The sequence below is a fragment of the Haliea alexandrii genome (assembly GCF_003719295.1).
Lineage (GTDB): Bacteria > Pseudomonadota > Gammaproteobacteria > Pseudomonadales > Halieaceae > Haliea > Haliea alexandrii.
Genome location: NZ_RFLW01000001.1, coordinates 655,865 through 681,106, shown reverse-complemented (window position 1 = coordinate 681,106; position 25,242 = coordinate 655,865). Strand labels below are relative to the sequence as shown.

At 62.5% G+C, this 25,242-nt stretch carries 18 protein-coding genes; 10 read left to right on the top strand and 8 right to left on the bottom strand.

Features of this window, described 5'->3' with window-relative positions; genetic code table 11:
* Positions 1 to 32: 32 nt before the first annotated feature.
* Positions 33 to 515: a type IV pilin protein gene (locus EGJ68_RS03160; protein ID WP_123033082.1), complete on the top strand. Its 483-nt coding sequence runs from the start codon at positions 33 to 35 to the stop codon at positions 513 to 515.
* Positions 516 to 580: 65 nt separating this feature from the next.
* Here EGJ68_RS03160 and mmsB read toward each other — a convergent pair whose 3' ends face one another.
* The 5 genes from mmsB to EGJ68_RS03135 are packed head-to-tail and all read right to left on the bottom strand — an operon-like array spanning position 581 to position 5,991.
* Positions 581 to 1,471, bottom strand: a complete 891-nt coding sequence (mmsB, locus tag EGJ68_RS03155; RefSeq protein ID WP_123033081.1) for a 3-hydroxyisobutyrate dehydrogenase — start codon at positions 1,469 to 1,471, stop codon at positions 581 to 583.
* Between the two features lie 20 nt (positions 1,472 to 1,491).
* Positions 1,492 to 2,604 carry an enoyl-CoA hydratase/isomerase family protein gene (locus tag EGJ68_RS03150; RefSeq protein WP_123033080.1) on the bottom strand — a complete coding sequence of 371 codons (1,113 nt, stop codon included), beginning with the start codon at positions 2,602 to 2,604 and terminating at the stop codon, positions 1,492 to 1,494.
* A 10-nt stretch (positions 2,605 to 2,614) separates the two neighbouring features.
* Complete coding sequence (locus tag EGJ68_RS03145; RefSeq protein WP_123033079.1) at positions 2,615 to 3,403, bottom strand: enoyl-CoA hydratase; 789 nt, start codon at positions 3,401 to 3,403, stop codon at positions 2,615 to 2,617.
* Positions 3,400 to 4,560, bottom strand: a complete 1,161-nt coding sequence (locus EGJ68_RS03140) for an acyl-CoA dehydrogenase family protein (protein WP_027950956.1) — start codon at positions 4,558 to 4,560, stop codon at positions 3,400 to 3,402. Before EGJ68_RS03140 ends, EGJ68_RS03145 begins: the two co-directional genes overlap by 4 nt.
* Positions 4,561 to 4,572: 12 nt before the next feature.
* Positions 4,573 to 5,991 (bottom strand): aldehyde dehydrogenase family protein, encoded by a 1,419-nt coding sequence (locus tag EGJ68_RS03135; protein ID WP_123033078.1) that lies wholly within the window; start codon positions 5,989 to 5,991, stop codon positions 4,573 to 4,575.
* A gap of 299 nt (positions 5,992 to 6,290) precedes the next feature.
* Between EGJ68_RS03135 and EGJ68_RS03130 the strand changes: the two genes are divergently transcribed.
* From EGJ68_RS03130 to EGJ68_RS03115, 4 genes are all read left to right on the top strand, one after another.
* A complete protein-coding gene (locus EGJ68_RS03130) occupies positions 6,291 to 6,746 on the top strand; it encodes an acyl-CoA thioesterase (protein WP_123033077.1) in 456 nt (151 codons plus the stop codon).
* Positions 6,734 to 8,347 (top strand): Na/Pi cotransporter family protein, encoded by a 1,614-nt coding sequence (locus EGJ68_RS03125; protein WP_123033076.1) that lies wholly within the window; start codon positions 6,734 to 6,736, stop codon positions 8,345 to 8,347. The genes EGJ68_RS03130 and EGJ68_RS03125 overlap by 13 nt, the downstream gene beginning before the upstream one ends.
* Positions 8,348 to 8,481: 134 nt before the next feature.
* On the top strand, positions 8,482 to 10,641 hold the full coding sequence (locus EGJ68_RS03120) for a PQQ-dependent dehydrogenase, methanol/ethanol family (RefSeq protein ID WP_123033075.1): 2,160 nt from the start codon (positions 8,482 to 8,484) through the stop codon (positions 10,639 to 10,641).
* Positions 10,642 to 10,800: 159 nt separating this feature from the next.
* Positions 10,801 to 13,716 carry a diguanylate cyclase domain-containing protein gene (locus EGJ68_RS03115; protein ID WP_123033074.1) on the top strand — a complete coding sequence of 972 codons (2,916 nt, stop codon included), beginning with the start codon at positions 10,801 to 10,803 and terminating at the stop codon, positions 13,714 to 13,716.
* Here the strand turns inward: EGJ68_RS03115 and ppnN are convergent.
* Positions 13,704 to 15,056: a nucleotide 5'-monophosphate nucleosidase PpnN gene (gene ppnN / locus EGJ68_RS03110; protein ID WP_123033073.1), complete on the bottom strand. Its 1,353-nt coding sequence runs from the start codon at positions 15,054 to 15,056 to the stop codon at positions 13,704 to 13,706. The genes EGJ68_RS03115 and ppnN overlap by 13 nt on opposite strands.
* A 1-nt stretch (position 15,057) precedes the next feature.
* The gene (locus EGJ68_RS03105) at positions 15,058 to 15,378 is read right to left on the bottom strand and encodes a DUF6482 family protein (protein ID WP_123033072.1); all 321 of its coding nucleotides are present in this window, start codon (positions 15,376 to 15,378) and stop codon (positions 15,058 to 15,060) included.
* A gap of 125 nt (positions 15,379 to 15,503) precedes the next feature.
* Between EGJ68_RS03105 and EGJ68_RS03100 the strand changes: the two genes are divergently transcribed.
* Together EGJ68_RS03100 and EGJ68_RS03095 are read left to right on the top strand one after the other, a co-directional pair.
* Complete coding sequence (locus tag EGJ68_RS03100; protein ID WP_123033071.1) at positions 15,504 to 18,179, top strand: TonB-dependent receptor; 2,676 nt, start codon at positions 15,504 to 15,506, stop codon at positions 18,177 to 18,179.
* 74 nt (positions 18,180 to 18,253) lie between these two features.
* The gene (locus tag EGJ68_RS03095) at positions 18,254 to 20,110 is read left to right on the top strand and encodes an AsmA family protein (RefSeq protein WP_158283468.1); all 1,857 of its coding nucleotides are present in this window, start codon (positions 18,254 to 18,256) and stop codon (positions 20,108 to 20,110) included.
* A 10-nt stretch (positions 20,111 to 20,120) separates the two neighbouring features.
* Here the strand turns inward: EGJ68_RS03095 and EGJ68_RS03090 are convergent, their stop codons facing one another.
* Positions 20,121 to 21,989 carry an N-acyl-D-amino-acid deacylase family protein gene (locus tag EGJ68_RS03090; RefSeq protein ID WP_123033069.1) on the bottom strand — a complete coding sequence of 623 codons (1,869 nt, stop codon included), beginning with the start codon at positions 21,987 to 21,989 and terminating at the stop codon, positions 20,121 to 20,123.
* A gap of 217 nt (positions 21,990 to 22,206) precedes the next feature.
* On the opposite strand from EGJ68_RS03090, the gene EGJ68_RS03085 reads away from it, so the two are divergent.
* From EGJ68_RS03085 to EGJ68_RS03075, 3 genes are read left to right on the top strand one after another with little or no spacing between them, the layout of a single operon-like run.
* Positions 22,207 to 22,650 (top strand): MarR family winged helix-turn-helix transcriptional regulator, encoded by a 444-nt coding sequence (locus EGJ68_RS03085; RefSeq protein ID WP_123033068.1) that lies wholly within the window; start codon positions 22,207 to 22,209, stop codon positions 22,648 to 22,650.
* Between the two features lie 6 nt (positions 22,651 to 22,656).
* The gene (locus EGJ68_RS03080) at positions 22,657 to 23,724 is read left to right on the top strand and encodes an HlyD family secretion protein (protein ID WP_123033067.1); all 1,068 of its coding nucleotides are present in this window, start codon (positions 22,657 to 22,659) and stop codon (positions 23,722 to 23,724) included.
* The gene (locus tag EGJ68_RS03075; RefSeq protein WP_233248656.1) at positions 23,721 to 25,229 is read left to right on the top strand and encodes a DHA2 family efflux MFS transporter permease subunit; all 1,509 of its coding nucleotides are present in this window, start codon (positions 23,721 to 23,723) and stop codon (positions 25,227 to 25,229) included. Before EGJ68_RS03080 ends, EGJ68_RS03075 begins: the two co-directional genes overlap by 4 nt.
* Positions 25,230 to 25,242 lie beyond the last annotated feature (13 nt).

The window sequence follows — 25,242 nt, the reverse complement described above, 5'->3', positions numbered from 1 at the left end:
GAGAACTAGACACCCAGCGAGGGTACACTCAGATGACTCGCCAATCACGCACGGCCACCCCCCAACGTTTCAAGCTGCTCGACCGATTGCTTGCCGTCGTTTTTCTGGCGATGCTGGCGATACCGGTCACTCTGGCACTACCCGCCTACCAGGATCGCTCCGCCGGCGAAAACCGCTCGAACGCCAAGGCCGCACTGCTGGCCCTGGCCGGCGCGATGGAGCAGCACCTAGCGCTTGGCGGCACCTACGCCGGGGCCACAGAGCACGGTGCGCCCACGCCAGCGACGCCCTCCTCTGAAATCTTTCGTCGAGAAGGGCTGTTTAACAGGGCTTCCGACTATCAGTTGACCATCGAATCGGCTGACGCCAAAGGCTACGTGCTGCAGGCAAGGCCTGTTACAGGAAGCCGCCAGGAAGACGACGGCGCACTACGGCTCAACCATTTGGGGCAGAAATCCTGGGACCGCAATAACGACGGCACTATTGTCTGGGCTGAACAGACCTGGGACGCCTGAGACCGCGCAAGCCACGTTAACCAACAAGACGCGGAGCGCAGGCGCTCCGCGGACTGTACCTGGCCTCAGTTTTTCTGCTCGAGCAGGGTGAGCACACTGGAGAAATCCTGCTGCCCCATGCCCGCGCCCTGCAGACGGGTATACAGGTCCCGCGCCAGCTGCCCCATCTGGTTGTCCACACCACTCTGACTGGCAATATCCATCGCCAGCCCGAGATCCTTGGCCATCAGATCGACCATAAAGCCGGGCTTGTAGCCATTGCTGGCCGGCGCTTTCTCCATCACGCCCGGATAGGGGTTATAGACTTCCAGCGACCAGTTTCGACCTGAACTCGCCAGCATGATTTCCGACAGCACCGCCGGGTCCAGACCATTGCGCACCCCCATTTCCAGCGCCTCACAGGTGCCGATCATGTGAATCGCCAGCAGCATGTTGTTGCAGCCTTTGGCCACCTGGCCGGCACCGGCAGGGCCGGCGTGGAAGATATTCTTGCCCATGCCCGCCAGAATCACCCGCGCTTTCTCGAACGTCGCCGCGTCGCCGCCACACATGAAGGCCAGCGTGCCCGCAGCCGCGGCCGCAACGCCACCAGAGACCGGCGCATCCATGAAACCGATGCCCAGGGCCGCCGCTGCCTTGCCAACTTCACGTGAGGTTTCGGCGTCTATGGTGCTGCAATCGAGTACGGTGGTCTCTGTGCCCAGGCGTGCCAGCAGGCCGTCTTCCCCCAGGTACACACTGGCCACATGCTTGCCTGCCGGCAGCATGGAAATCACGTAATCGGCACCCGCCACTGCATCGACGGCTGACGCGGCCACCAGCGCCCCCGCCTCCGCCAACTGCTGACAGGCCGCCTCCGACAAGTCGAATACGGTGACGCTGTGGCCCGCGTGGATCAGGTTGGTGGCCATAGGCCCGCCCATATTGCCAAGGCCGATAAATGCAACTTGCGCCATGGTGAATCTCTCCTGTGCGATTAGAGGTCGGCCAGCGGGTTGTTTGCCCAAGGGGCCGTGAAGAAACCGTCGATCAGCGCCTGGGGCACCTCGCGCGTGCTCTTGAAGGCCCAGGCCGGGTTGCGGTCCTTGTCCAGCAGGAGGGCGCGCACGCCCTCCGCGAATTCGGGGTAGCGCACCACATTGGTGGCGAGCTGCAGTTCCGCCTGAAACACCTCACGCAGTGAACTGTGCCGGGTTTCCTGCAGCTGACGACTGATCCACAGCGCCGCCAGCGGCGACCCGTGTGCCAGACCATCGCGCGCACGGGACAGCCACTGGTCGGTGGTTTGTTGATTGACGATATTGTCCACTATCTGATGTACGTCATCGCCGTCACAGAGGGAATTGATCCGGCTCAGGTGCGGTTCCACCTGCCCGCCCGGCATACTGGCAATACTCTGTTCGGTGAGCGGTCGCAGAATGTGCCGCACGCGCGCGTGGTTGGCCGCACAATCATCCGCCCAGTTGCTGCGCCGCAACTGTTCCAGCACTGCGCCCTTATGCTCGCTGGCAATGAAGCGGTCCGCCAGACCGGTGAACACCGCGTCCGCCGCGTTGATAGACGCGCCAGTAAGGGCGAGGAACTGCCCCGATTTGCCGGGCATGTGGTTGAGGAACCAGCTGCCGCCCACATCCGGAAACAGCGCGATGGTGACTTCCGGCATGGCGATACGCGTGGCCTCGGTGACCACGCGATGCGAACAGCCGGCCATTACCCCGAGGCCGCCGCCCATGACAATACCGTGCCCCCAGCAGATGATCGGCTTGGGGTAGGTGTGCAGGGTATAGTTCATGCGGTATTCCCGCGCGAAAAAGGCCTCTGCCTCCTCGCAGGGGCCACCCGGCGTCGCGGTAGCGGACCGGTGCAGGGCCTGCACATCGCCGCCGGCACAGAAAGCCTTCTCGCCGCTGCCGTCAATCAGAATGGCACCAATCTCCTGGTCGTCGCGCCACGCGTCCAGTTGTTCCTGTAGCGTGTCGACCATCGGCAGGGTCAGTGAATTGAGGGTTTTCGGCACGTTAAGGGTGAGGTGGCCAAGCTTGCGCCCGGCACATTCCACAACCTCAACGATGACAGGGGCATCTGACATGCTTGAATCCTTAGCGGTTTTTCCATTCGGGTTTGCGCTTCTCGAGAAACGCGTTCACGCCTTCGCGCTGGTCTTCCGTGGAGAACAGCTCGACGAACAGTTCGCGCTCTGCCGCCAGGCCATCGCCGATCGCCTTGTCGCGAGCCGAGTGAATCAGCTGCTTGCAGCGCCCGATGGAGCTGGGGCTCTGTTCGCAGACCTGCTCCGCCAGAGCGAGGGCACGCTCCAGCGCTTCACCGGTGCCGACCACTTCTTCCGCCAGACCGATGCGCTCCGCCGTGGCCGCGTTGATGCGCTCGCCACAAAGAATCATGCGCTTGGCCCAGCCCTCACCGGCCAACCAGGCCAGGCGCTGGGTGCCGCCGGCGCAGGGCAGCAAGCCTACCCGGGCCTCGGGCAGTGCCAGTTGCGCCTGTTCTTCGACAATGCGCAGGTCGCAGGCCAGCGCCACTTCCAGACCGCCGCCCATGGCAAAGCCGTTCACCGCGGCAATGGAAACGCCGCGGAAATCCGCCAGCGCTTCAAAGGCCTCGCCAAAAAAACCGGCCATGCGGTCGGCTGTTTTCGGGTCGCCATCGGCAAACAGCTTGAGGTCCGCCCCGGCGGAGAAGAACTTGCTGCCGGCGCCGGTCAGCACCAGCGCGTAGATATCCAGATTGCTGTTCAGGGCCGCGACCAGATCGCGCAGGGCGGGCAGGCTCTCGGTGTCCCAGGTGTTGGCCGCCGGGTTGTCGATGGTAACCAGCGCGGTGTGACCGCGAACCTCGACTTTCAATTTTTCCGATGTACTCAGGCTCATTTGATGACCTCCAGTGCGCCTTCCATTAACAGTTTGCGCCCCACGATGACGCGCATGATTTCATTGGTACCCTCGAGTATCTGATGCACTCGCGTGTCGCGCACGTGGCGCTCCATGGGGTATTCGCGGATGTAACCGTAGCCGCCGAACAACTGCAGGGCATCGTTGCAGACCTGAAAGCCCACGTCGGTTGCGAAGCGTTTGGCCATTGCGCAGTAGGTGGTCGCCTGCGGGTCCTTGTTGTCCAGCTTGCTGGCGGCGAGACGAATCATCTGCCGCGCCGCAACCAGCTCGGTGAGCATGTCCGCGAGTTTGAACTGGGTGTGCTGGAAGTCGGCGATGGCCGTGTCGAACTGCCGCCGCTCCTGCACATAGGCCGTGGCCTCTTCCAGCGCCTGCTGCGCCGTACCCACACTGCAGGTGGCAATATTGATGCGCCCCCCATCCAACCCCATCATGGCGATGGAGAAACCCTGGCCCTCGGCACCCAGGCGGTTTGCCACCGGCACCCGCACGTCGTCAAAGGTGACCATGCGGGTAGGCTGGGCGTTCCAGCCCATCTTGGCTTCCTTCTTGCCGTAACTGATGCCCTCGGCGTCCGCCGGCACCAGAACCGCGGTAATGCCGCGCGCGCCATCGTCGCTGGTACGCAGCATCACCACCAGCACGTCGGTCTCACCGGCACCGGAAATGAACACCTTGCTGCCGTTGATCACGTAGTCATCACCGTCGCGCCGGGCGGAGGTGCGCAGGGAGGCGGCGTCGGAACCCGCGCCGGGCTCTGTAAGACAATAGGAGGCCAGCTTCTCGCCGCTGACCAGCTCGGGGCACCAGGCCTCGATCACAGCGTCGCTGCAGTAATGGCCGATCATGCTGGTCGCCATGTTGTGAATGGTGAGGAAGGCGGCGGTGGTGGTGCAACCGCGCGCCAGCTCCTCCACAATCAGGCTCGCATCCAGACGCCCCATGCCAAGGCCACCCGCGCTTTCAGGCGTGTACATGCCCATAAAGCCCAGCTCTCCGGCCTGGCGCAGCACATCCTTGGGGAAGAAGGACTCTTCGTCCCACTGCGCCGCCTGCGGCGCCAGCACACCATCGGAAAACGCACGGGCGCTGTCGACAAACGCCTGCTGCTCTTCAGAGATGGAAAAATCCATGGTCAACCCTCCTCAGAAGCGGTCTATCACTTTGCCGAACAGCTCTGCGTCAGGCGGTATCACCTTGGTTTGCGCCAGCGGTTTGGACACCCAGGTTTCATTGATGAGGTCGCGCCAGGTAATGTTGTGGTTGATGCTATTGCCGCCCCACGAACCGCAGCCCAGCGAGAAGGTCTGGCGCATGCCGTTCCACAGGTTGCCGCTATTGGACGCAGACTGTGGCTGGTTCACCATCACCCTCGAGGTGCGCGTGGCGAGGGCCAGCTTCAGAATGTTGTCGTCGTTGTTGGAGTAGATACCGCAGCTGTGACCCTGGCCCTGATAGGCCTGAATACGGTTGGTCAGCTCGATGGCCTCGTCGATGTCGCGCACCTTGTACAAGGCCATCGTGACCGTGAGTTTTTCACCGGAAAACGGGTAATCCGGGCCAGCCCCCACTTCCGGAACGATAAAGAACTGCTTGCCCTCCGGCAGATCAATGCCGGCACGCCCGGCGATGGTGGTGGCGTGCTGGGCAACGATGGCGGCATTCAGGTGCCCGTCCTGCCAGATCACGCTCTGCAGCTTCGATTTGTCATCCCCGTCGACAATAAAACCGCCCTCGTGCTTGAGTTTTTCCAGGAACTCGTCGTAGATGGATTCAAACACCAGCACGGCGTTGTCCGACGAGCAGGAGGCTGCCAGGTCCAGTGTTTTGGAGATGCGGATCTTTTCTGCGGCTTCCTCAAGATTGGCCGTGTCATCGACCGTGATCACCGCGTTGCCCACGCCGACACCCAGCGCCGGCGTGCCGGAAGAGTAGGCCGCCGACACCATGGCTTCACCGCCGGTGGCGAGAATGCGGTCGCACTGGCGCATCAGCTCGTTGGTCTTGTCCAGCGAGGGCACATCGATGCTCTGCACCAGGTCCGCCGGCGCGCCCATGGCAACGATGGCCTCGCGCATGTAATCGCAGATCATTTTGTTGGTCAGCTTTGCGCGCGGGTGCGGTGCAATGATGATGGCGTTGCGGCCCTTTACTGCGGAGATGGCCTTGATCACCGGGGTCGCTTCCGGGTTGGTGGACGGCGACAGCGCACCGATCACGCCCACCGGCTTGGCAATCTTGATGATATTGCGTACCGGGTCTTCCTCGATCACGCCCACGGATTTGTCGTGGAGAATATCCATGAGCGTTGCACGGGTTTTGCGGTGGATTTTGAGGAACTTGCCGTCGTAGTTACCGAGCTGGGTTTCCTCTACCGTAAAACGGGCAATTTTTTCCGAAACACCTTCACGCGCCACCGACCAGACCATGGCGGTAATCAGCTCGTCCACCTGCTCCTGGGTGTAATGCTCGATCGCTGCCTGAGCCACGCGAGCGCGTTCCATCATCGCCGCAATTTCCTGCTGCACGGCATTGGGTTCCTGGGATTGCTGGGTTGTCGCCATGGGGCGTACTCCTGTCGAACACGTGATTGCGGGGTTCCGGCTGCGGTGCGCGGTCGGAACTCTTATAGTAGCCGAGCAGACTACGCTCGCCGTGCTACCCGTCAAAGGGAGAAAGTTGCGATATATATGGACTATATTGCTGCCCGATCCCCTTATTATGACCTATTTAAGTAACCAGAGGCGCCACAGAGCCCGTCGCCCGCGTACCGACGGCAGGCCCGCTCGGGTACGCATCATGCAAATTGGACCTACCAGCGCTAGACTGCGCTCGCCACCCCAGAAACCGGACGAGCCTGGCCATGCCACGTAGAACCATCATCCTGCCCGAACACTTTCTCTTCGCAACCCACTATGACGTGCTCTACAGCGACGTGAATGCGGCCAACCACCTGGGCGCCGACCGCCTGCTCTCCATTGCCATGGAGGCGCAATTGCGCTTTATCCGCCAGCTCGGCCACAGCAAGGCGATCGCCTTCGAAGAGGCGGGGCTGATCATGGCGCACGCGGAAACCGCCTACCTGGCGGAAGCGGACTATGGCGACCGGCTGCGGGTGGAACTGGGGGCGCGTGAGGTTGAGCAGAAAAGCTTCCAGTTCGTCTACCGCATCAGCAAGGACGACAGCAGCGAGGAGATTGCGCGGGTCGCAACCACCCTGCTGTTCTTCGACTACCAGACACACCGGGTGGTGGCGGTGCCCGATGATTTCCGCGCCCAGGTCACAGCGCCCGCGGTGAGCCCACCATGGCCTGGATGACAATGACGCTGTCCCTCGGGGGGCTGGGGCTGCTGCTGTTGGGCATGTCCATGATGACCGACGGTCTCAAAGCCGCCGCCGGCAACGCACTGCAGGGATTTCTGGAACGCTCCACCCGCACCCGCTTGCGCGCGGCGCTCGCCGGCTTCGGCATTACCGCCGTCGTACAGTCATCCAGCGCCGTCATCGTTGCCACTCTGGGGTTCACCAACGCCGGCATGCTGCGGCTGAAACAGGCTGCCTGGGTGGTCTTCGGCAGCAACGTGGGCACCACCATGACGGCCTGGATCGTCGCCCTCATCGGCCTGCGCATCAAGGTTGAGGTGGTGGCATTGCCGCTGATTGGCCTCGGTATGCTGCTCAAACTGTTTGGCAACAACCGTCGCGCAGCACATATCGGCATCGCCCTCGCGGGCTTTGGCCTGCTGTTTCTCGGCCTGGGCATGCTGCGCGATGCCTTCATTGACGTTGCCGACTGGATACCCATTGAACGCCTGGGAACCTCCGGGGCCATCGGCATTGTGCTCGGCGTGCTGTTCGGCGCCCTGCTCACCGCCCTGATTCAATCGTCCTCCGCGGCGCTGGCCATCGTGCTCACCGCATCGGTAACGGGGGTGCTAACGCCGTTGCTGGGCGCCTCACTCGTCATCGGTGCCAACATCGGCACCACCGCTACCAGCCTGCTGGCCAGCATTGGTGCCACGGCAAACGCGCGCCGCCTGGCGCTGGTGCATGTCGCGGAAAAACTGTTCACGGGGCTGATTGCGCTGATCCTGCTGGGCCCGCTGTGGTGGGTGTCAGAGCAGCTCTCCGGCGGCGGTGGCGGGCGCACCAATATCAGCACCGGGCTGGCGCTTTTCCACACATTGTTCAACCTGCTCGGCCTGCTGCTGATGTGGCTGCTTGCGGACCGGTTGCTGCGCCTGGTAGAGCGCTGGGTGAAGCAGCCCGAACTGACCTCCGAACGGCTACGCTACCTCGACGACACGGTGCTGGCCCTGCCGGCGATGGGCGTGAATGCCATGCACTCCGAAATCAAGCGCGTGTTCAAGCAGTTGCTCTCGCGCGGGGGAATAATCATCGATCCGGACCGGGAACCGGCGGCAGAAGAAACACTGCACACCGGTGTGCTGCTGGCGGCAATCGCCGAATACGGCAACCGCATTGGTGCCCAGCACCTCGACAACGGCCTGTCCGAGCAGTTTCTCAACCTGAACTGGGTGCGCGAAGAGTGCATGCAACTGCGCGACCTGTTCCTGGAACTGGCGGAAATTCCGCAAGCAGACATTAACGCAGCGCTGACTCCCGCTCTGCAGGAGGCACTGCTGGGCCTCATGCGCAGCGGCGAACTCAAACAAATGACCCTGGAGGCGCGCCTGGAGCGCAAGCAGCTACTGAAACGCCTGCGCCGACAGCGGCGGGCCGAGTTGCTGGAGCAGATCGGCTCTGGCCTGCTGAGCGCACCAGAGGCCACACGCAGGCTGCATGTGGTGGCCCTGCTTGAAGACAGCGCCAAGCGTATTCTCCACATCGCCGACGTGATCTATCCACAAGCGGCCACGGCGGAAAACAATGAACCCACGCCCGCGGAGGCGACGTGACCCGGCACCCGGGAAAGTTCAAGTATTTACGCCACGTCCCGGGGCGCTGCCGGGAAGCATGGCCACAACCGGGTTTTTCCGGCCCAATAGGTCAGAATTGACCCCAACGATAATCCGCAAGAGTGCCTGATCGCATGCGTTTCCTCGCTATATCCTGTCTTTTCGCCAGCCTGTTTACTGGCCTGGCAAGTGCTGAACCCGTTACTGAAGCGCGCCTGCTCGCCGCCGGCAACGATGTGGACAACTGGTTGAGCTACGGCCGCGATTACAGCGAACAACGCTTCACACCGCTGGATCAGATTGATGCCGGCAATGTGTCGGATCTGGGCATGGCCTGGTACTTTGAAACCGACACGCACCTCGGCCTGCAGTCCACGCCCCTGGCAATCGACGGCATTCTGTACTTCAGCGGCGCCTGGAACACTGTTTACGCGGTAGACGGCGCCAGTGGCGACATGCTCTGGTCCTTCGACCCCGAGGTGCCGCGCAGTAAAAGCATTACGGCCTGTTGTGGTGTGCTGAACCGCGGGCTCGCCGCCTGGGACGACCTGCTGTATATCGGCACGCTGGACGGCCGACTCATCGCCATCGACCGCGCCACCGGCACCCTGCGCTGGTCGGCACAGACCACCGACCCGAACCAGGCCTACTCCATCACCGGCGCGCCGCGTGTGGCCCGGGGCAAGGTATTTATTGGCAATGGCGGCTCCGAGTTTGGCACTCGCGGTTTCGTCAGCGCCTACGATGCCGCCAGCGGGGAACTGGCCTGGCGCTTTTACACCGTGCCCGGCAACCCTGCCGACGGCTTTGAGAACGCCGCCATGGAGCGCGCGGCTGAAACCTGGAATGGCGAGTGGTGGCAGTATGGCGGCGGCGGCACGGTGTGGGACAGCATCGTCTACGACCCCGAGTTCAACCAGCTCTACCTTGGCGTAGGTAACGGTGCGCCGCACAACCGGCGCATCCGCAGCCCGGGGGGCGGAGACAATCTGTATCTCACCTCTATCGTGGCCCTGAACCCCGATACCGGAGAATACCTCTGGCATTACCAACAGGTGCCGGGCGACAACTGGGATTACACAGCCAGCCAGCAGATGACACTCGCGGAAATCCCCTGGGAGGGGAAGCAGCGCAAAGTGATACTGCATGCGCCCAAGGCCGGCTTTGTGTACATCGTGGACCGCGAAACCGGCAAACTGCTCTCCGCAGAGCCCTACACCACCGTAACCTGGGCCAGTGGCTACGACCTTGATACCGGCCGTCCCCAGGAAAACCCGGGGCAGGACTACGACGGTGAGCCCGCCATGGTGTTCCCCTCCGCCATGGGCGGGCACAACTGGCACCCCATGGCCTACAGCCCGGATACCGGTTTACTGTACATCCCGGAGCTGGACATGGGCATGGAGTTTAACGAGATCGATGCCGTTGACTACAAGCACCTGCGGCGCCACTACAACACCGGCTACGAACTCACCGGTGAGGCCTACTCCCAGGCCTTCACCCAGGCCATGCTTACGCACCTGCCCAAGGCCAGCCTGCTGGCCTGGGACCCGGTACGCCAGCAAGCGGCCTGGAAGCTGCCCCACCCCTACACGCACAATGGCGGGGTACTGGCCACCGGCGGCAACCTGGTGTTCCAAGGCACCTCGGACGGGCGCTTCATCGCCGTACGCGCCGATACTGGCGAGCTGCTCTGGACCTTCCCGATGGAGACCAGTGTCATGGCCGGGCCGATCAGCTATCGGGTCAACGGCGAGCAATACATCGCGGTCACGGCCGGGCGCGGCGGGGCACTGATGATGAACATGGGCAAGACTTACCCCACCGGCAACCCCAACAACCGGCTGGTCGCTTTCAAACTCGGCGCATCCGGCGCACTGCCCGTGACACCCACCGTCGAACGCCCCTCGCCACCCCCCATGCCGGAGGCGAGCGAGGACCAGATCGCCGAAGGGCGCAACCTGTTCAACCGCTTCTGTGCCCGCTGCCACGGCGCGGACGTGGTAGGTGACGGCTCCATCCCCGACCTGCGCTATCTGGCACCGGTGTGGCACGAGAACTTTGCCGCTGTGGTCCGGGAAGGTCTGATGGAGCAGGCCGGCATGCCACGCTTTGATGATGTGCTCGATGCCGCGCAGGTAGACAACATCCACGCCTATGTGATTTCACGTGCTCACGAGGACTACGCGCTGCGCACGGAGCAGGGCTGGCTGGCCCGCGCGCGCAACTATCTCACAGACAAGGCGGCACAACTCGCCGCATGGCTGGTGCGCCGGGACGCGACCACGGATTGACCCTGCCAGAACGCGAACAGGGTCACAGCAACTGATGTAACACGTTGTGGCCTGTACGCCACTGACGTATCCTGCCTCGCTTGGCAAGATGGTGGCTCCATCCTGAACTCTTCACGCACAACAATCCGGTTACTGCGCAACTGGCTACCCCTCTCGTGGTTGCTGCTGGCGGGCCTGCTATCGCCTTCCGGCTTTGCGCTGAACCCGGACCGCCTGCCCAGCCAGTACCTCTTCGACCGCTTCGGCCGCGAGGAGGGCCTGCCCTCCGATACCGTCTGGATTGCCAGGTCTGACCAGGAAGGCTTCCTCTGGCTGGGAACCAAGAACGGCCTGGCGCGCTTCGACGGCGTCAGCTTCACGCTCTTCAACAAGCAGAATCAACCGGCTTTTCGCTCCAACGACATCCGCGACATCGAAATCCTCGATGACGGCAGCATGTGGCTCGCCACCTACGGCGGAGGTGTCCTGCATTATGTCGACGGGGCGTTCACGGCGTATACAACAGCGGAGGGGCTCAGCGACGACATTGTGCACGATGTGCTGCCCGCCGCCGACGGCACACTGTGGTTCGCAACCAGCCAGGGCCTGTCGCGACTGCGCGGCAAGGAGATGCGCAGCTGGACGCAGGATGATGGCCTGGTGGACAACCGGACTTTCCGCCTGCTGGAAGAACCGGGCGGCGCCATTTGGGTAAGCACCCTGACCAACGGGCTCAGTCGCTTTGACGGTGCCCGCTTCACCAACTTCACCGAGGGCAGCGGCCTGGATTCGACCCAGGTACACCTGCTCCACAATGACCCCGAGCTCGGGCCCATGGCGGCGACGGCGGCAGGTACCACCTACCGCCTGACCGAGTCCGGGCCGATAGTCCACGAGAGTGCGGCGCTGCAGACGGGGATGACTCTGCATTCGGCGCTGCGCGACCGCCACGGCAATCTGTGGCTGGGAACTTATGGCGATGGCCTCTGGCGGGTGAGAGAGAATGGCGTTCTGGAGGCCTTCCCGCTCGCCACCAAGCAGCCAGGTTATGTTTTCGAGCTGACCGAGGATGCCGAGGGCAACGTCTGGGCGGCGACCATGCACGGTGTTCACCGCCTGCGCGACAGCGACTTCCTGCAATTTGGCCCGGCGGAGGGCCTTGCTGCCGCCACCTTCGTGGTCACACAAGCCCCGGACGACAGCATCTGGACGGGCACCGAAGGCAGCGGACTATTCCGCCTGAGCACCGATCATGAGGTTACCCAATTCACCCGCGACCAGGGTCTGTCCAGCAACGACATCTCATCATTGCTTGCGGAGCCCGACGGCTCACTCTGGGTAGGCACCTTTGGCGGGGGGCTGAACCACCTGCGCAGCGACGGCTCAGTCACGCAGTACAGCAAGGAACAAGGCCTGATCAATAGCCACGTTATGGGACTGCAACGCGATGCCAGCGGTCGCCTCTGGGTCGTCACCGATGGCGGGCTGGTATGGTTTGACGCGCGCAGGAAGCGCTTTGTTGAGGAAACAAGCCTGCCGGCCACGTTGCTCCGGGAGATCCGCAGCGATGCGCTGGGGCGCCTCTGGCTCACCAGCAACGGTGGCCTGATGCAACTCACAGGAGACGGCTATACGCTCTGGACCGAAGAAGAAGGCCTGGGCAGTAACCTGGTAAGCACAACGTATACCGATGCTGAAGGTGTGGTCTGGATAGGTAGCAGAGAGTCGGGGCTGTCACGACTGGAGGGAGACCAGTTGTTTCAGTTCACGCTGGAGCACGGCCTGCCGCAGCTCTCCGTGCTGGCTATTCTCGAGGATGACGCCGGACGATTGTGGATGAGCGGTGCCGACGGGCTGGTCTCGGTTGAGCGCGCGGCGCTGAACGCGGTCGCGCGCGGCGAGTCGAAACGCTTCCGGGCCAGGCTGTACGATGAAACCGACGGACTGCTCTCCGCCCAGTTCCTCGGTGGCTTTCAGCCCGCGGGTTGGAAGGCACGCGATGGGCGGCTCTGGTTCCCGACCAACCAGGGGCTGGTGGCTGTCGTGCCGGGAGATTTCAGCACCCTGCCGCCTCCGCCGCCGCCGCTGATTGAGGCGGTGCGTGTGAACGGCGAGCGTATCCCTCTCGCGGACCCGTTGCTGCTGCCCGCCGATGCCTCCACCCTGGAAGTGGACTACACGGTGCCGCGACTGGGTGCGCCACACACACTGCGCTTCGAATACCTGCTGGAAGGCTTTGACCGCGACTGGCACCGGGTTGGCAGCCGGCGCACCGCCTACTTTACCGGCCTGCCTGCGGGGTCTCTGTCCCTGCGGATTGCCGCATCCAACCACGACGCCGCCCAGGACGCATCGCCACGCGGCGCGGAAGTGAACCTGGACATATACCGCGCACCGTTCTGGTACCAGACGTGGTGGTTCCGGATCATCGCCGGCTTGCTTACAGTGCTGCTCGCCCATCGCCTCTACCTCCTGGCCATTCGTCGCGCCATGCTGCGCGAGCGACAGCTTGAGCTTCTGGTCAACCGGCGAACGCGCGAACTGCAGATTGCACTATCAAAGGTGCAGGAAATCTCCCGCATCGACAGCCTCACCGGGCTTGCCAACCGACGCTTTCTGGATGAAAACCTGGGCAGCACCTGGGCGCAGTGCGCCGAGCAGCACGCACCCGTCAGTATCATCATGCTGGATATTGACTGCTTCAAACAATATAACGACACCGTTGGCCACATCGCCGGGGACGAGTGCCTGCGCAAGGTGGCCGAAGCGCTGCAGTCCGGCGTATTGCGCGATGAAGACCTCGTGGCGCGCTACGGCGGCGAGGAGTTTCTGGCACTGCTACCCGGTGCCGACGTGGGCGCCGTGACGCAGGTGGCTCAGCGTATCCGCTCATTGGTGAAGGAGTTGAAAATCCCCCATGCCAACAGTCCGGTTTCAGACTACCTGACTGTCAGTGTCGGTGGCGCCACTGCCTGGCCTGCGGAGAAAGGCACACCGGATGAACTGATTCAGCGTGCTGACCAGGCGCTCTATGCGGCCAAGGCCGCCGGCCGCGACCGGGTGCGTATCGAGGAAAACGACGGTCAAATGCGATAGCAGGGCTGATAGTCGAACTCACCCTCACCCAGTTTCATGCGCTTCTCCTTGACCAGCAGACGCAGCAGGCGGTCCATGTGCTGAAGTAACACGGCGTCGCCGTGCAACTGGTACGGCCCGTGACGCGCCACCTGCTCAATGCCGAAGGTCTTTACATTCCCCGCCACCAGGCCTGAAAACGCACAGCGCAACTGGCTGGCAAGCTCGTGACCGGGTAGCGCCGAACGCAGGTCAAGCGCCGCCATGTTCTCGTGGGTGGGCAGAAAAGGCCGCTGCAGCGCCGGGGCAATCGCCAGTTCCCAGTTGAAATAGTAGGCCTGCTGCAACTTGCGTCGCCGCACGTGCTGGGTCTGCACCGCCTTGCGCACGGCTGCGCCCACTTGATCGGGGGCACCCAGTATGACCCGGTAATGATCGCGAACACCCTCTCCCAGGCAACCGACAAGGAACCTCTCCAGCTCACTGAAGTACTCGGCACAGCGCTGCGGCCCCGCGAATACCAGCGGCAGACTCTGCGCGTTGTCGGGATGCATCAGGATAGACAGCAGGTACAGGATTTCCTCCACCGTCCCGACACCCCCGGGAAACACTACAATCGCGTGCGCCAGCCGCACAAAGGCTTCCAGCCGCTTTTCGATATCGGGCATGATCACCAGTTCGTTGACGATCGCGTTGGGGGACTCTGAGGCGATAATGCCGGGTTCACTGATACCGACATAGCGGCCGCTCTTGATTTGCTGCTTGGCGTGGCCAACAGCGGCGCCCTTCATCGGGCCCTTCATGGCACCAATACCGCAGCCAGTGACGATATCCAGGCCGCGCAAGCCCAGCGCGTAACCCACTGCCTTGGCGTAGTCGTACTCGTCGCGCGGAATGGCATGGCCGCCCCAGCACACCACGAGGCGGGGCTCCTGGTTGGGGCGCACAACATCGGCGTTGCGCAGAATACGAAACACCTGATCGGTAGGGTCTGCCGCGCCGTCTACCGACTGAGCCGCGTGACGAATCTCCGTGTAGACGATGTCACGGAGCGCGGCGAACAGGTGTTCCCGCAGGCCACGAATCATGCGCCCGTCAACAAAGGCCTGCGCCGGGGCATTGAACACTTCCAGGCGCAAGCCGCGTGGCTGTGGCACAAAGTGCAGGTCGAAGTCCGAGAAGTCGGCGTAGATCTTCGCTGCGTCGTCCTTGTTGCTATCAGTGTTGAGAATCGCCAGTGCACAGCGCCGGTAGAGGTCGAACAGCTCCCCGCGGGTGGTGGTGAAGGCCTCTATTTCCGCCTGCGAGAGCAGGTTGAGAGAATGAATGGGGTTGACGATGGCGTGTGCGCGCTTGTCCACCTTACTGATCTTCCGGGAAGTCACCCCAATCGCGGGAAAGCGGTACCTCCAGACTGTTGTCGCCGGCGCGCACCGGCTGCCCCACCATTTCATCGTAAGCGCTCTGGTGGCGCAGAAACAGGGCCGGGACGGGCACCGCTGCCAGGCGCTGCTTCATCGCGGTAATGTTGTGCGTGCGCAGTGGCTTGCCGTCGGCCTCGGTGACCAACAACGGATCGCCACCGAAATCGGCATAGGCGAGGTAAATGCTGAAATCCAGCGAATGAATGACAACGCGGGCTAAACCCACACTGTGCTGCAGTTGTTGAAGCGTGATTTTCACCGGCTTTTCCCTTGCGGCCAAAAAATTTGCCAAGTTGCTACGTTAACCTGATTGTGCATAAACTTGAAACAACCCGCATCGGGCCAGCATAACTTGACACCAATAATGATAATTCAGGAGCTGGAATGAAAAACGCTGTTTACGTCACATTGCGCCACTTGTGGCCGACGCTGATTGCCGTCGGCGCCAGCGCGCTGCCGACTGTTGCACAGGCACAACTGGAAGAGGTCATCGTTACAGCACAGAAACGGGCCGAGTCGGCGCAGGATGTGCCCATCGCCATCACCGCGTTCGACGAAGAGGCCCTGCGCAGCAAGCAAATCAACGGCTTTGCAGACATGCGTTTCACCGCGCCCAACGTGTCATACACCAAGGGCAACTTCACCGGTAATAACTTCCAGATCCGCGGCGTAGGCACCAACCTTGTTGCGGCGTCCGCAGACAGCGGTGTGGGCGTGCATGTCAACGAAGTCCCGTTAATTTCGCCGCGCCTGTTCGAAACCGAATACTACGACATCGAGCAGGTGTCCGTGCTGCGTGGACCGCAGGGTACGCTCTATGGCCGCAACTCGACCGGCGGCGCCGCCAACATGATTACCCGGCCGGCGAACCTCGATGGCTGGGAAGGCAACCTCGAGGGGCAGTACGGCAACTACGATCACAAGAAACTCAGTGGCGCCATCAACCTGCCGCTGACCGACAGCCTGGCACTGCGCTTCGCGGGACTGTGGCTGGACCGCGAGGGCTACACGGAGAACGTGTACAACGGCAGCGATGTCGATGGCCGCGACCAGGTATCGCTGCGTGCATCCCTGCGCTGGGTGCCGACGGATACCACGCAGGTCGACCTGATGCTGTCCTGGTTCGATGAAGACAGTACACGCACCCGCAGCCAGAAAACGCTGTGCCAGAACGACCCCAGTGGCGTCATGGGCTGTCTGCCCGATCGCCTCGATTTCGATGTACCCAACCCGTCGTCGCAGCTGTCCAACATCCTGGCGTCCAACGCCCTGCTCGGTCCGCTAGGCGCTTTCACACTCGGCTCCAACGTGCGCGGCGAGGTACCCCGGGACCTGCGCCAGGTGGCCAGCGAGCGGGAGCCCCTCTACCGCGCCGATGAGACACTGGTGACCCTGAACATTGCGCAGGAACTGGGTGATTACACGCTGGCCTTTGTCGGCGGCTACCAGGACACCACCGTGCTCTCGCAAATGGACTACCAGTGGACCGTAACGGACCCCTTTCCCATTCCGACACTGCTGCCGGTGGTCGCGCCCACAGCGGCTGGCACGCTGTATGCCGATGGACTGTGGCCCATTTCCGCGCCTTCAGCCAATTCCACCGGGAGTGTTGGCGGCCATATCGACTCCTTCAGTCCGGGCCTTGAAGCCTACGATCAATCCAACCAGTCCTCGGAGCAGGTATCTGCGGAGCTGCGTCTGCAGTCCGATTTTGACGGGCCACTGAACTTTCTCGTCGGCGGTTTCTGGATGGATGTTGAACTGGACAATCAGTACTGGGTGTTCTCATCCGGCTTTGACTACTTCGCCAGTGTGTTTCCCGCGGCAGCCCTGGGCCTCGAAGGGGTGGGCTGGGTGGGCCCCCAATTCAATAATGAAACCGGTGACTACGGCATTCGTTCGCAGGCGCTGTTCAGTGAAATCTACTACGAGCTGACTGACACGCTGAAGCTCACCGTAGGCGCGCGCTACACCCACGACCGCAAAACCATCGAAGACCGGCAGATCCTCTTCAACAACGACCCGGTGACTGGCGCCCCCGTACTACAGCCTCTGGGCGCAGACCTGCCCATTCCCACTGCCACGCGGCGCGCCAGCAACGACTGGCGGGAAACCACCGGGCGCATCGTTATCGACTGGTCCGTAACGGCCGACACACTGGCTTACGCCTCCCTGTCCCGCGGGTACAAGGGCGGCGGCTTCAACCCGCCCTTCGACCCCGTGCAGTTCCCCAGCCAGAAGCCCGACTTCGCGCCGGAGTTCGTCGACGCGCTGGAGATCGGCACCAAGAACACGCTGCTCGACAACACCCTGCAGGCAAACTTCAGCGCCTTCCTGTACGACTACACCGACATGCAGGTATCCAAGATCGTCAACCGCACGTCGTTCAACGAAAACACCGATGCGCAGATCTGGGGGGGCGAGGCGGAGCTGGTGTTTGCCCCGAATGCGAGCTGGGTCGTCAACGCCAACCTCGCCTACCTGAACACCGAAGTGCAGGACTTTGAGAGCTTCGATACCCGCGATCCCACCGCAGGGCGCAGCGACGTCACCCTGCTCAAGGACCTGTCCAACGCATCCAACTGTGTGGCCCTGCTGGCGCCGGACGTCTACGCCGCGCAGTTTGGCTCACCGTTCACCAGCTGCAGTGCGCTGACGGCGGCCGGTGTGCCGATTACCGATGGCATTGCGCAGAACCTGGATGGCAACCAGTTGCAGAACGCCCCGGAGTGGTCTCTGAGTCTGGGCGCGCAGTACAACCTGTCGTTTGCCGATAGCAGCGCACTGTCACTGCGTGTGGACTACTACTGGCAAGACGCCATGTATGCGCGAATGTTCAATCGCCCCATCGACCGCATTGACGCCTGGGACATCTGGAACGCACAGGCTACCTACACCTCGGCAGACGGGCAGTGGTACGCCCGGGCCTATATCAAGAACATTGCTGATGACGACCACCTGGTGGCCATGTATGTCACCGATCCGTCTTCAGGCCTGTTCACCAATGTCTTCTCGATCGAGCCGAGAACCTACGGTATGGCGCTGGGCTACAACTTCTAGCGCTGTGCGCAACGCGCGGATGCGCGGCGATTTCTGCTACCATCGTGAGACGGTTTTTCACGATGGTTGCTCGCATGCCCAGACTACTGATCTACATCGTTGCCATTCCGCTGGTGCTGGTGCTCGCGATCGCAGCACTCCTGCCGCTGCTTCTGGACGAAGCGCGGCTGATACAGATCGCGACGGAAACGCTGGAAGAGCGCAGTGGCGCCAAACTGCGGGTAAACGGCGATGCCGGGCTGTCGCTGCTGCCCCGCCTGTCGCTGCGACTGGAGGATACCGAGCTGCAACTCCCGGGTGAGCAACAGCCGGACATCAGCGTGCAGCGGCTGTCGGTGGACGTCTTCCTGCTGCCATTGCTATCGAAGGAGGTGGCCATCAAGGGCATTGAGCTGGCCGGCCTTGAAGTGACCGTGCCCGCGGCCGAAGCGGCACCCGCCAGCACCACCGCCGGCCTCAGCGATGCCGAGCTGCAGGCCTTCTACGTGCAGCGCCGGCAAGCCTTGCGCGCCGGTGCCGAGGCCGGCGCGGGCGCGGCACTGGGCCTGCCGCTGGCCCTGAATATCGCCAATGTCACCGTGAGTGAAGCCCGCGTGCGCCTGCTACAGCCCAATGGCGCAGCACCGCAGGTCATCGACATTCCCTCGCTCCAAGCAAATGACATCAACCTTGAGGGCCGGCCTGCCGAACTCGGTGCGAACGTGGAGATCGCAGGCGAGCAAGCCCTCGCTATCACGCTGCAAACCCGCTTTACGGTCAGTGCCGACCAGAGCACGGCCACAGTGGAAGCACTCACTGTCACCATCGCCGGGGCCACCCCGGAACCGGTGAAACTCCAGGCCAGCGGCACGATCGGTATCAACACCCAGCGGGCCCAACTGGCTCTGGAGCTGGCAAGCGGTGAAATCACCGGTCAGGGCACACTGGCTTACAGCAGTTTCGAAAGCCCGCAAATTGATGCGAAGCTGCGCTTGAACCTGCTGGACCCCGCGCTGCTGCTACTGGCCGGGCCAGATGCTGCCGCTACCGCAAACACGGACACTGACGGTGAAGACACCGCACTGCCGCTGGACGCCATCCGCCTCGCCGACACCCGGGCCGACCTGCAGGTTGAGCGCGCCGTGTTCGGGCCGCACACGATCAACAACCTGCGCCTGCGCCTGCGGGCGCTGGAAGGCGTACTGAAATTGGACACCATCACCGGCACCTTGCATGGCGGGGCGTTGAGCGCCAGCGGCAGTCTGGATGCGCACCGCGCCACCGCCGTATTGTCGTCCCGCGGTGAACTCACCGGTTTGGATAGCGCAGCACTGCTCGCGGCGCTGGAGTCGGAGCCGCTGCTCACCGGGCTCGCGGACGCACGCTGGGAACTGCAAAGCCGTGGCAACACCAGCGACACACTGCTGCAGAATCTGCAGGGCCCGCTGAACCTGACAACCCGTGACATGGTGCTGCAGCAATTCGGGGTGGAGCGCATGCTCTGCGAGGTGGTTGCACAGGTCAATCAGGCATCGTTGAGCGCGCAACTGCCACAGCAGAGCACCTTCGAAGACTTGAGTGCACGTGTGACGCTGGGCGAAGGCAAGGCGCAGCTCGACCCGCTGCAGGCCAATCTAGAACACATTGGGTTGCGCGGGACCGGTAGCCTGGATCTCAACAGCAACGCTTTCAACGCGACATTCAGTGCGCGGCTTGCGCCCACCCTCAGCGAACTCGACCCGGCCTGTCGAGTGAATGAGCGCCTCACCGCTATCAGCTGGCCCGTGCTATGCAGTGGCACCCTCGACGGCAGCCCGGCCAGCTGGTGCCGCGTCGACAGCAAAGACATCATCGCTTCCCTGACCCGCAATGAACTCGAGCGCAAGGCAAAGGAAGAAGGCGGGCGCTTCCTGCAGCGCTTGTTTAAAGGCAAGGACTCCGACGGCAACTAGGTTGCAGCGGTCAGGCAGCCCGCAACGCCCGCCCCAGCCGCCGGCTGCCCAGCACTTCAGTGAAGTTACCTTCCTGCCACACTGGCTCGCCCTGAATCAACACCCGGGTGACTACGCCATCGGAGCGGTTCACCATCTGCTTGTGATCAAACAGCTCACGGTGGATGAAGGCACGATGGTCATTGCTGTCCCAGCCCTGCAGCGCCGCCGGGTCCAGCATTGTGATGTCCGCTTGCGCACCGATTTCCAGGCTGCCCACGTCCAGGCCAAAAAATTCAGCGGGTTCACGAGTCAGGCGCCGCACCATGGTGGCAACCGTCGCCAGGCTCTCGGCCTGCGCCAGCTTCAGCGACATCAGATTGCCGTCGAAAAATGCCATATTGGTGAGGTGGGCGCCTGAGTCGTTGAAGCCCGGCAGCGCGCTGGGGTGGAGCAAGTAGCCGAGGGTCGCGCGATTATCCTTGTTTCCCACGTCCACCCACCAGCGAAACGATTTGTCGTACTCGCGCAGCAGATGCAGCATGAAGTCGACTTCATCTCCCGTGGGGGCGGGGAATCGCGCAAATGCTTCCCGCTCGTCCTCCGAGCGCGCCTCGCCTGCCTGGCCACGTTGCACTCGCTGCAGCCGATCCAGGACCTGCTGCATGCTCTCTCCGTCCCAGTCCGCCACCGGTGCGCCATCGAAGATCATGCGATCAAGGTCACGAATGACCAGCTTATCCGGCAGCCCCAGCTTCGCTTTGAGGGTTGCCAGGTTGCGCCCCTTGCGACCGTGCTCCCAATCGCGGCGGAACTCGGCGATGAATTCGGGATCGTCGAGTAGCGCGCGACGGCCGGCAACATCATCGTACTCTTTGGCGATAAGCTTGCAGGTGGATGGCAATTCTTCAAATACGGGGCTGACAATGCCATCTGACCAAAGGCGGAAATTAGTACCCAGAGCCTGAAAGTGAATGCGCCCCTTCAGCAATGCACTGTTGATCAACTTCGATAGGCCAAGAAACGCATTGGACGCCTTGGGCGCAAGCACGAACTCCATCACCGACAAAGCCGATGTTTTCAGTGGTTTGCCGAACAGCCGGCCACTACTGAAGAGGAAATACAGCATGCCCTTGGCGCGATTCTCGATCAGCGGCGTCGTTTGCCATACCCTGTCGCGCCGGCGCACCACCCCAAGCAGACGCTTGAGCTCCGTGTAACCGGCAAACTGGGTGGGAATACGCTGGTCTGTATGCGGCTCGTTGGCGAGATAGTGGAAGGGAAGGCCATCGGTACTCAAGCCCAGGTAACCCTGCTCCATCGCCTGGTCCAACAGGGTTTCCATGCGAACCAGCTCGGCATCGGTGGGTTTGCGACTGATGCTGTTTTGCAGCCCCATCACTTCGACGCGCAACATGGAGTGAGGCACGAAGGCGCCAATATTGGGACCGAGCGCGAGATTGTCGAAGTGATCCATATAATCGCCGGTGTTGTCCCAGGTTATTGCCTCCACACATTTGCTCAGCACCTTTTTCGGGATGTTCTCCACCCGGGTAAAGCAGTCGACGATAGGGTTCTGTTCACCCTCCACCTGCTGGCCGAAGCAGGTGCCAAGGCTGCAGTTACCTACCAGCACTGTCGTGGTGCCGTGGCGCACCACCTCAGGTAAACGGGGGTCAAGATCCACCTCCAGATCGAGGTGTGTGTGAATATCCAGCAGGCCTGGCATCAGCCATTGGCCGCTGCCATCGATCACGCGGGCCGCTTCGGTGCGGGGCAGCCCGGCACCGCGAGCCGCCACCTTACCGTCCCGGATAGCGATATCGACCGTAGTGGGTGCCTCGCCGCTGCCATCGAAAACCAGTGCGTCGGTGATCAGGGTGTCCCAGGTTGTGCTCATGTGGTGTTGGCTCCGTGCCCTATCGCGGGGGGCTGTTGTCATGGGTAAGGACAATCTGCCATTGGCGAGAGGTGTAGTAAAGCGCTCCGCAGTGCGGGATGTTACGCCAGCTGTGCACCAGACCCCCTGCTCGCGGTGTTGGTCATGCCGCCCTCTCGCTTGATAATTTCATAAGCATGCTTATAATAAGCCACCCTACAACCAAGAGGGCACGCACGTGAGCCGCGCGCGCAACGACGCCACCGACCAGCTCAGCTTCGAACTGCACACCACGGCTCGCCTGCTGAGACGCAACTACGACCGTCGCGCCCGGGCCCATGGCCTGACCCGCTCGAAGTGGCAGGTACTGTGGTCCCTGGCGAGGGAAGAGGGCGTGAAGCAGGCAGAGCTCGCCGAGCGACTGGATGTGGCACCCATCAGCCTGACCCGGCAGTTGGACATACTGGAGCAGGAGGGCCTACTGGAGCGCCGCCGGGACGAACAGGACCGGCGCTGTTTTCGCATCTACCTGACGGCTGCGGCGCAGCCCGCGTTGACTACGCTACGCGAGCTGGCGGAACTCACCCGTGGCGAGGCACTGGCAGGCCTGTCCTTCGACGAAATCGTGCAATTGAAATCACTGCTGGAACGCATTCGCCTGAACCTGGGCAGAGAGGAGTAGAAAAGCATGTCACTGCTAGTGCAAAGACGCCTGCTGATGGGTGCGGGCCTGGTTGCCGGCGCGCTGGCTGTTGCCTGGTTCATGCTGGGCGGGCAAGGCAACATAAGCACCGAGAACGCCTACGTGAAGGCCAACAAGCTGGCCCTGTCCAGCGAGGTAAATGCCATCGTCAAGGCCGTACTGGTGCAACCCAACCAACCGGTTGAGGCGGGACAACTGCTGGTGCAACTGGAGGACCAGCCATTCCAGCTCGCGGTAGCCGAAGCCGAGGCCCATCTGGCGCAGGTACAGAACCAGATCATGGTCCGCAGGGCGGATTATGCCGAGGTTGAGGCGGAGATCCGCCAGGCAGAGGAAGATACCGCGTTCTACCAGCGCCAGCTGACGCGCAACCAGCGCATGGGGCCTTCGGCAATCTCCGAGGCTGACCTGGACGAGTCCCGCCAGCGGCTCGCACGCGCGCAGGCGCAAATTGCCATCAACAAGCAAAAGCTGGCAGGGCTGCGTGCGGCACTGGGTGGCAGCCCGGAGATGCCGCTGGAAGCACAGGCCGATATACAAGTGGCGCAGGCGCAGCTTGACCGGGCACGCTATCAGCTCTCACGCACACGCATCACCGCACCCGCCGCTGGTACGGTGGCCAATGAAGTACCCCAGCTGGGTGAAATGACGATGGCCGGTTTTGCGGTGGTGACTCTTATGGCCACCGACGACATCTGGATTGAAGCCAACCTCAAGGAAACGCAGCTGACGCACGTGCGGCCCGGTCAAACTGCCGAGGTAACCATTGATGCCTATCCGGGGCAGGTTCTGCGGGCGCGGGTTGACACCCTGAGCCCCGCCAGTGGTTCCGAGTTCGCGATGATCCCCGCACAGAACGCCAGCGGTAACTGGGTCAAGGTGGTGCAGCGCATCCCCGTACGCCTGCGGCTGGAAAGCGCACCGCAGGATGCAGTGCTGCGCGCCGGCATGAGCGCTCAAGTACGTATTGCCACGGAGCCCTCCGAACCACTGGCGAATGCGCAAGTGCAGCCCGCACACAGCGGGAACCAGGTGGCTGCCAACCCGCTGTGAGCCCGCGCACTGTAGCGCCGTGGCTGGTGGCCGCCAGCGTTATGCCGGCCACCATCATCCAGGTCGTTGACACCACCATCGCCAACGTGGCCCTGCCGCACATGCAGGGCAGCCTCGGCGCGAGCAGCGACCAGGTCATCTGGATCCTGACCTCGTACATTGTTACCGCCGCCATCATGACTCTGCCGGTCGGCTATATGGCGCAGCGCTTCGGCCGCCGCTCGGTGTTGCTATGGTCGGTTGCCGGATTCACACTGACCTCCATGCTCTGCGGCCAGGCCAACAGCCTCAACGAGATGGTGATGTGGCGCGTTGCACAGGGTGCTTTCGGGGCGTCACTCGCGCCACTTTCGCAGTCCATCCTGCTGGACACTTTCCCCAAGGAAAAACATGCTTCCGCCATGAGTATCTGGGGCATGGGCATCATGATCGGGCCCATTCTCGGACCCACCCTCGGCGGCTGGCTGACCGATACCTACTCTTGGCGCTACGTGTTCTACATCAATGTACCGCTGGGTGTTGCCTCGCTCATCGGCATCTACTGGTTCGTACCCAAAACCGCGACCGTGGAGAAACGCTTCGACCTGCTCGGGTTCGGTTTGCTGGCAGTGGCCGTGGGCGCGCTGCAACTGATGCTCGACCGCGGTGAACACGTGCTCTGGTTCGAGTCGCTGGAGATACAGCTTTACGCGGTCATGATCTGCCTCGGGCTGTACCTGTTTACCGTACATACCTTCACCAGTGACCAGCGCTTTGTCTCACCTGAACTGTTTCGCGACCGCAACTACGTCACCGGCGTTCTGTTCATCTTCCTGGTGGGCATCGTACTGCTGGCAACCATGGCCCTGCTGCCGCCGTTCCTGCAAGTGTGGAAGGGTTACCCGGCGGTCACCACCGGCCTGGTACTGATGCCTCGCGGTGTGGGAACCATGCTCGGCATGATGGTGGTCGCAAGGCTCATGAAACGCATTGATCCGCGGCTGTTGATCATTGTTGGCATGTGCACCGCGAGCTTCACCCTGGCCGAGATGGCCCGCTTCACCCTGGAGGTAGGGCAGACAACGCTGGCCATTACCGGCTTTGTGCAGGGGCTGGGGCTGGGGCTGGTGTTCATTCCAACAACGACACTCGCCTACGCCACCCTCGCGCCGCATTTGCGCGATGAGGGGGCGGCGCTGTTCAGCCTGTCGCGGAATCTGGGCAGCAGTATCGGTGTCTCCATGATCATGGCATTATTGACCCGCAATATGTGGATCAACCAGCAGGAGCTGGCTGCGCGGCTGACACCGGAATCGGGGTTGCCGCAGGGGGTGCACGACCCAGGCACGCTGGCCGCGCTGCCAGGGGAACTCATCGCCACCGTCAGCCGGCAGGCGGCAGAAATCGCGTATGTGAACGACTTCCACCTGCTGATGTGGGTAAACCTGGCCGCCATCCCCATGGTACTGCTGCTGCGCGTTCCAAAACACATTCGTCAGGCCAGCGCTGCAGACGTGGAAGCCTGATCCGGAGAGAGCT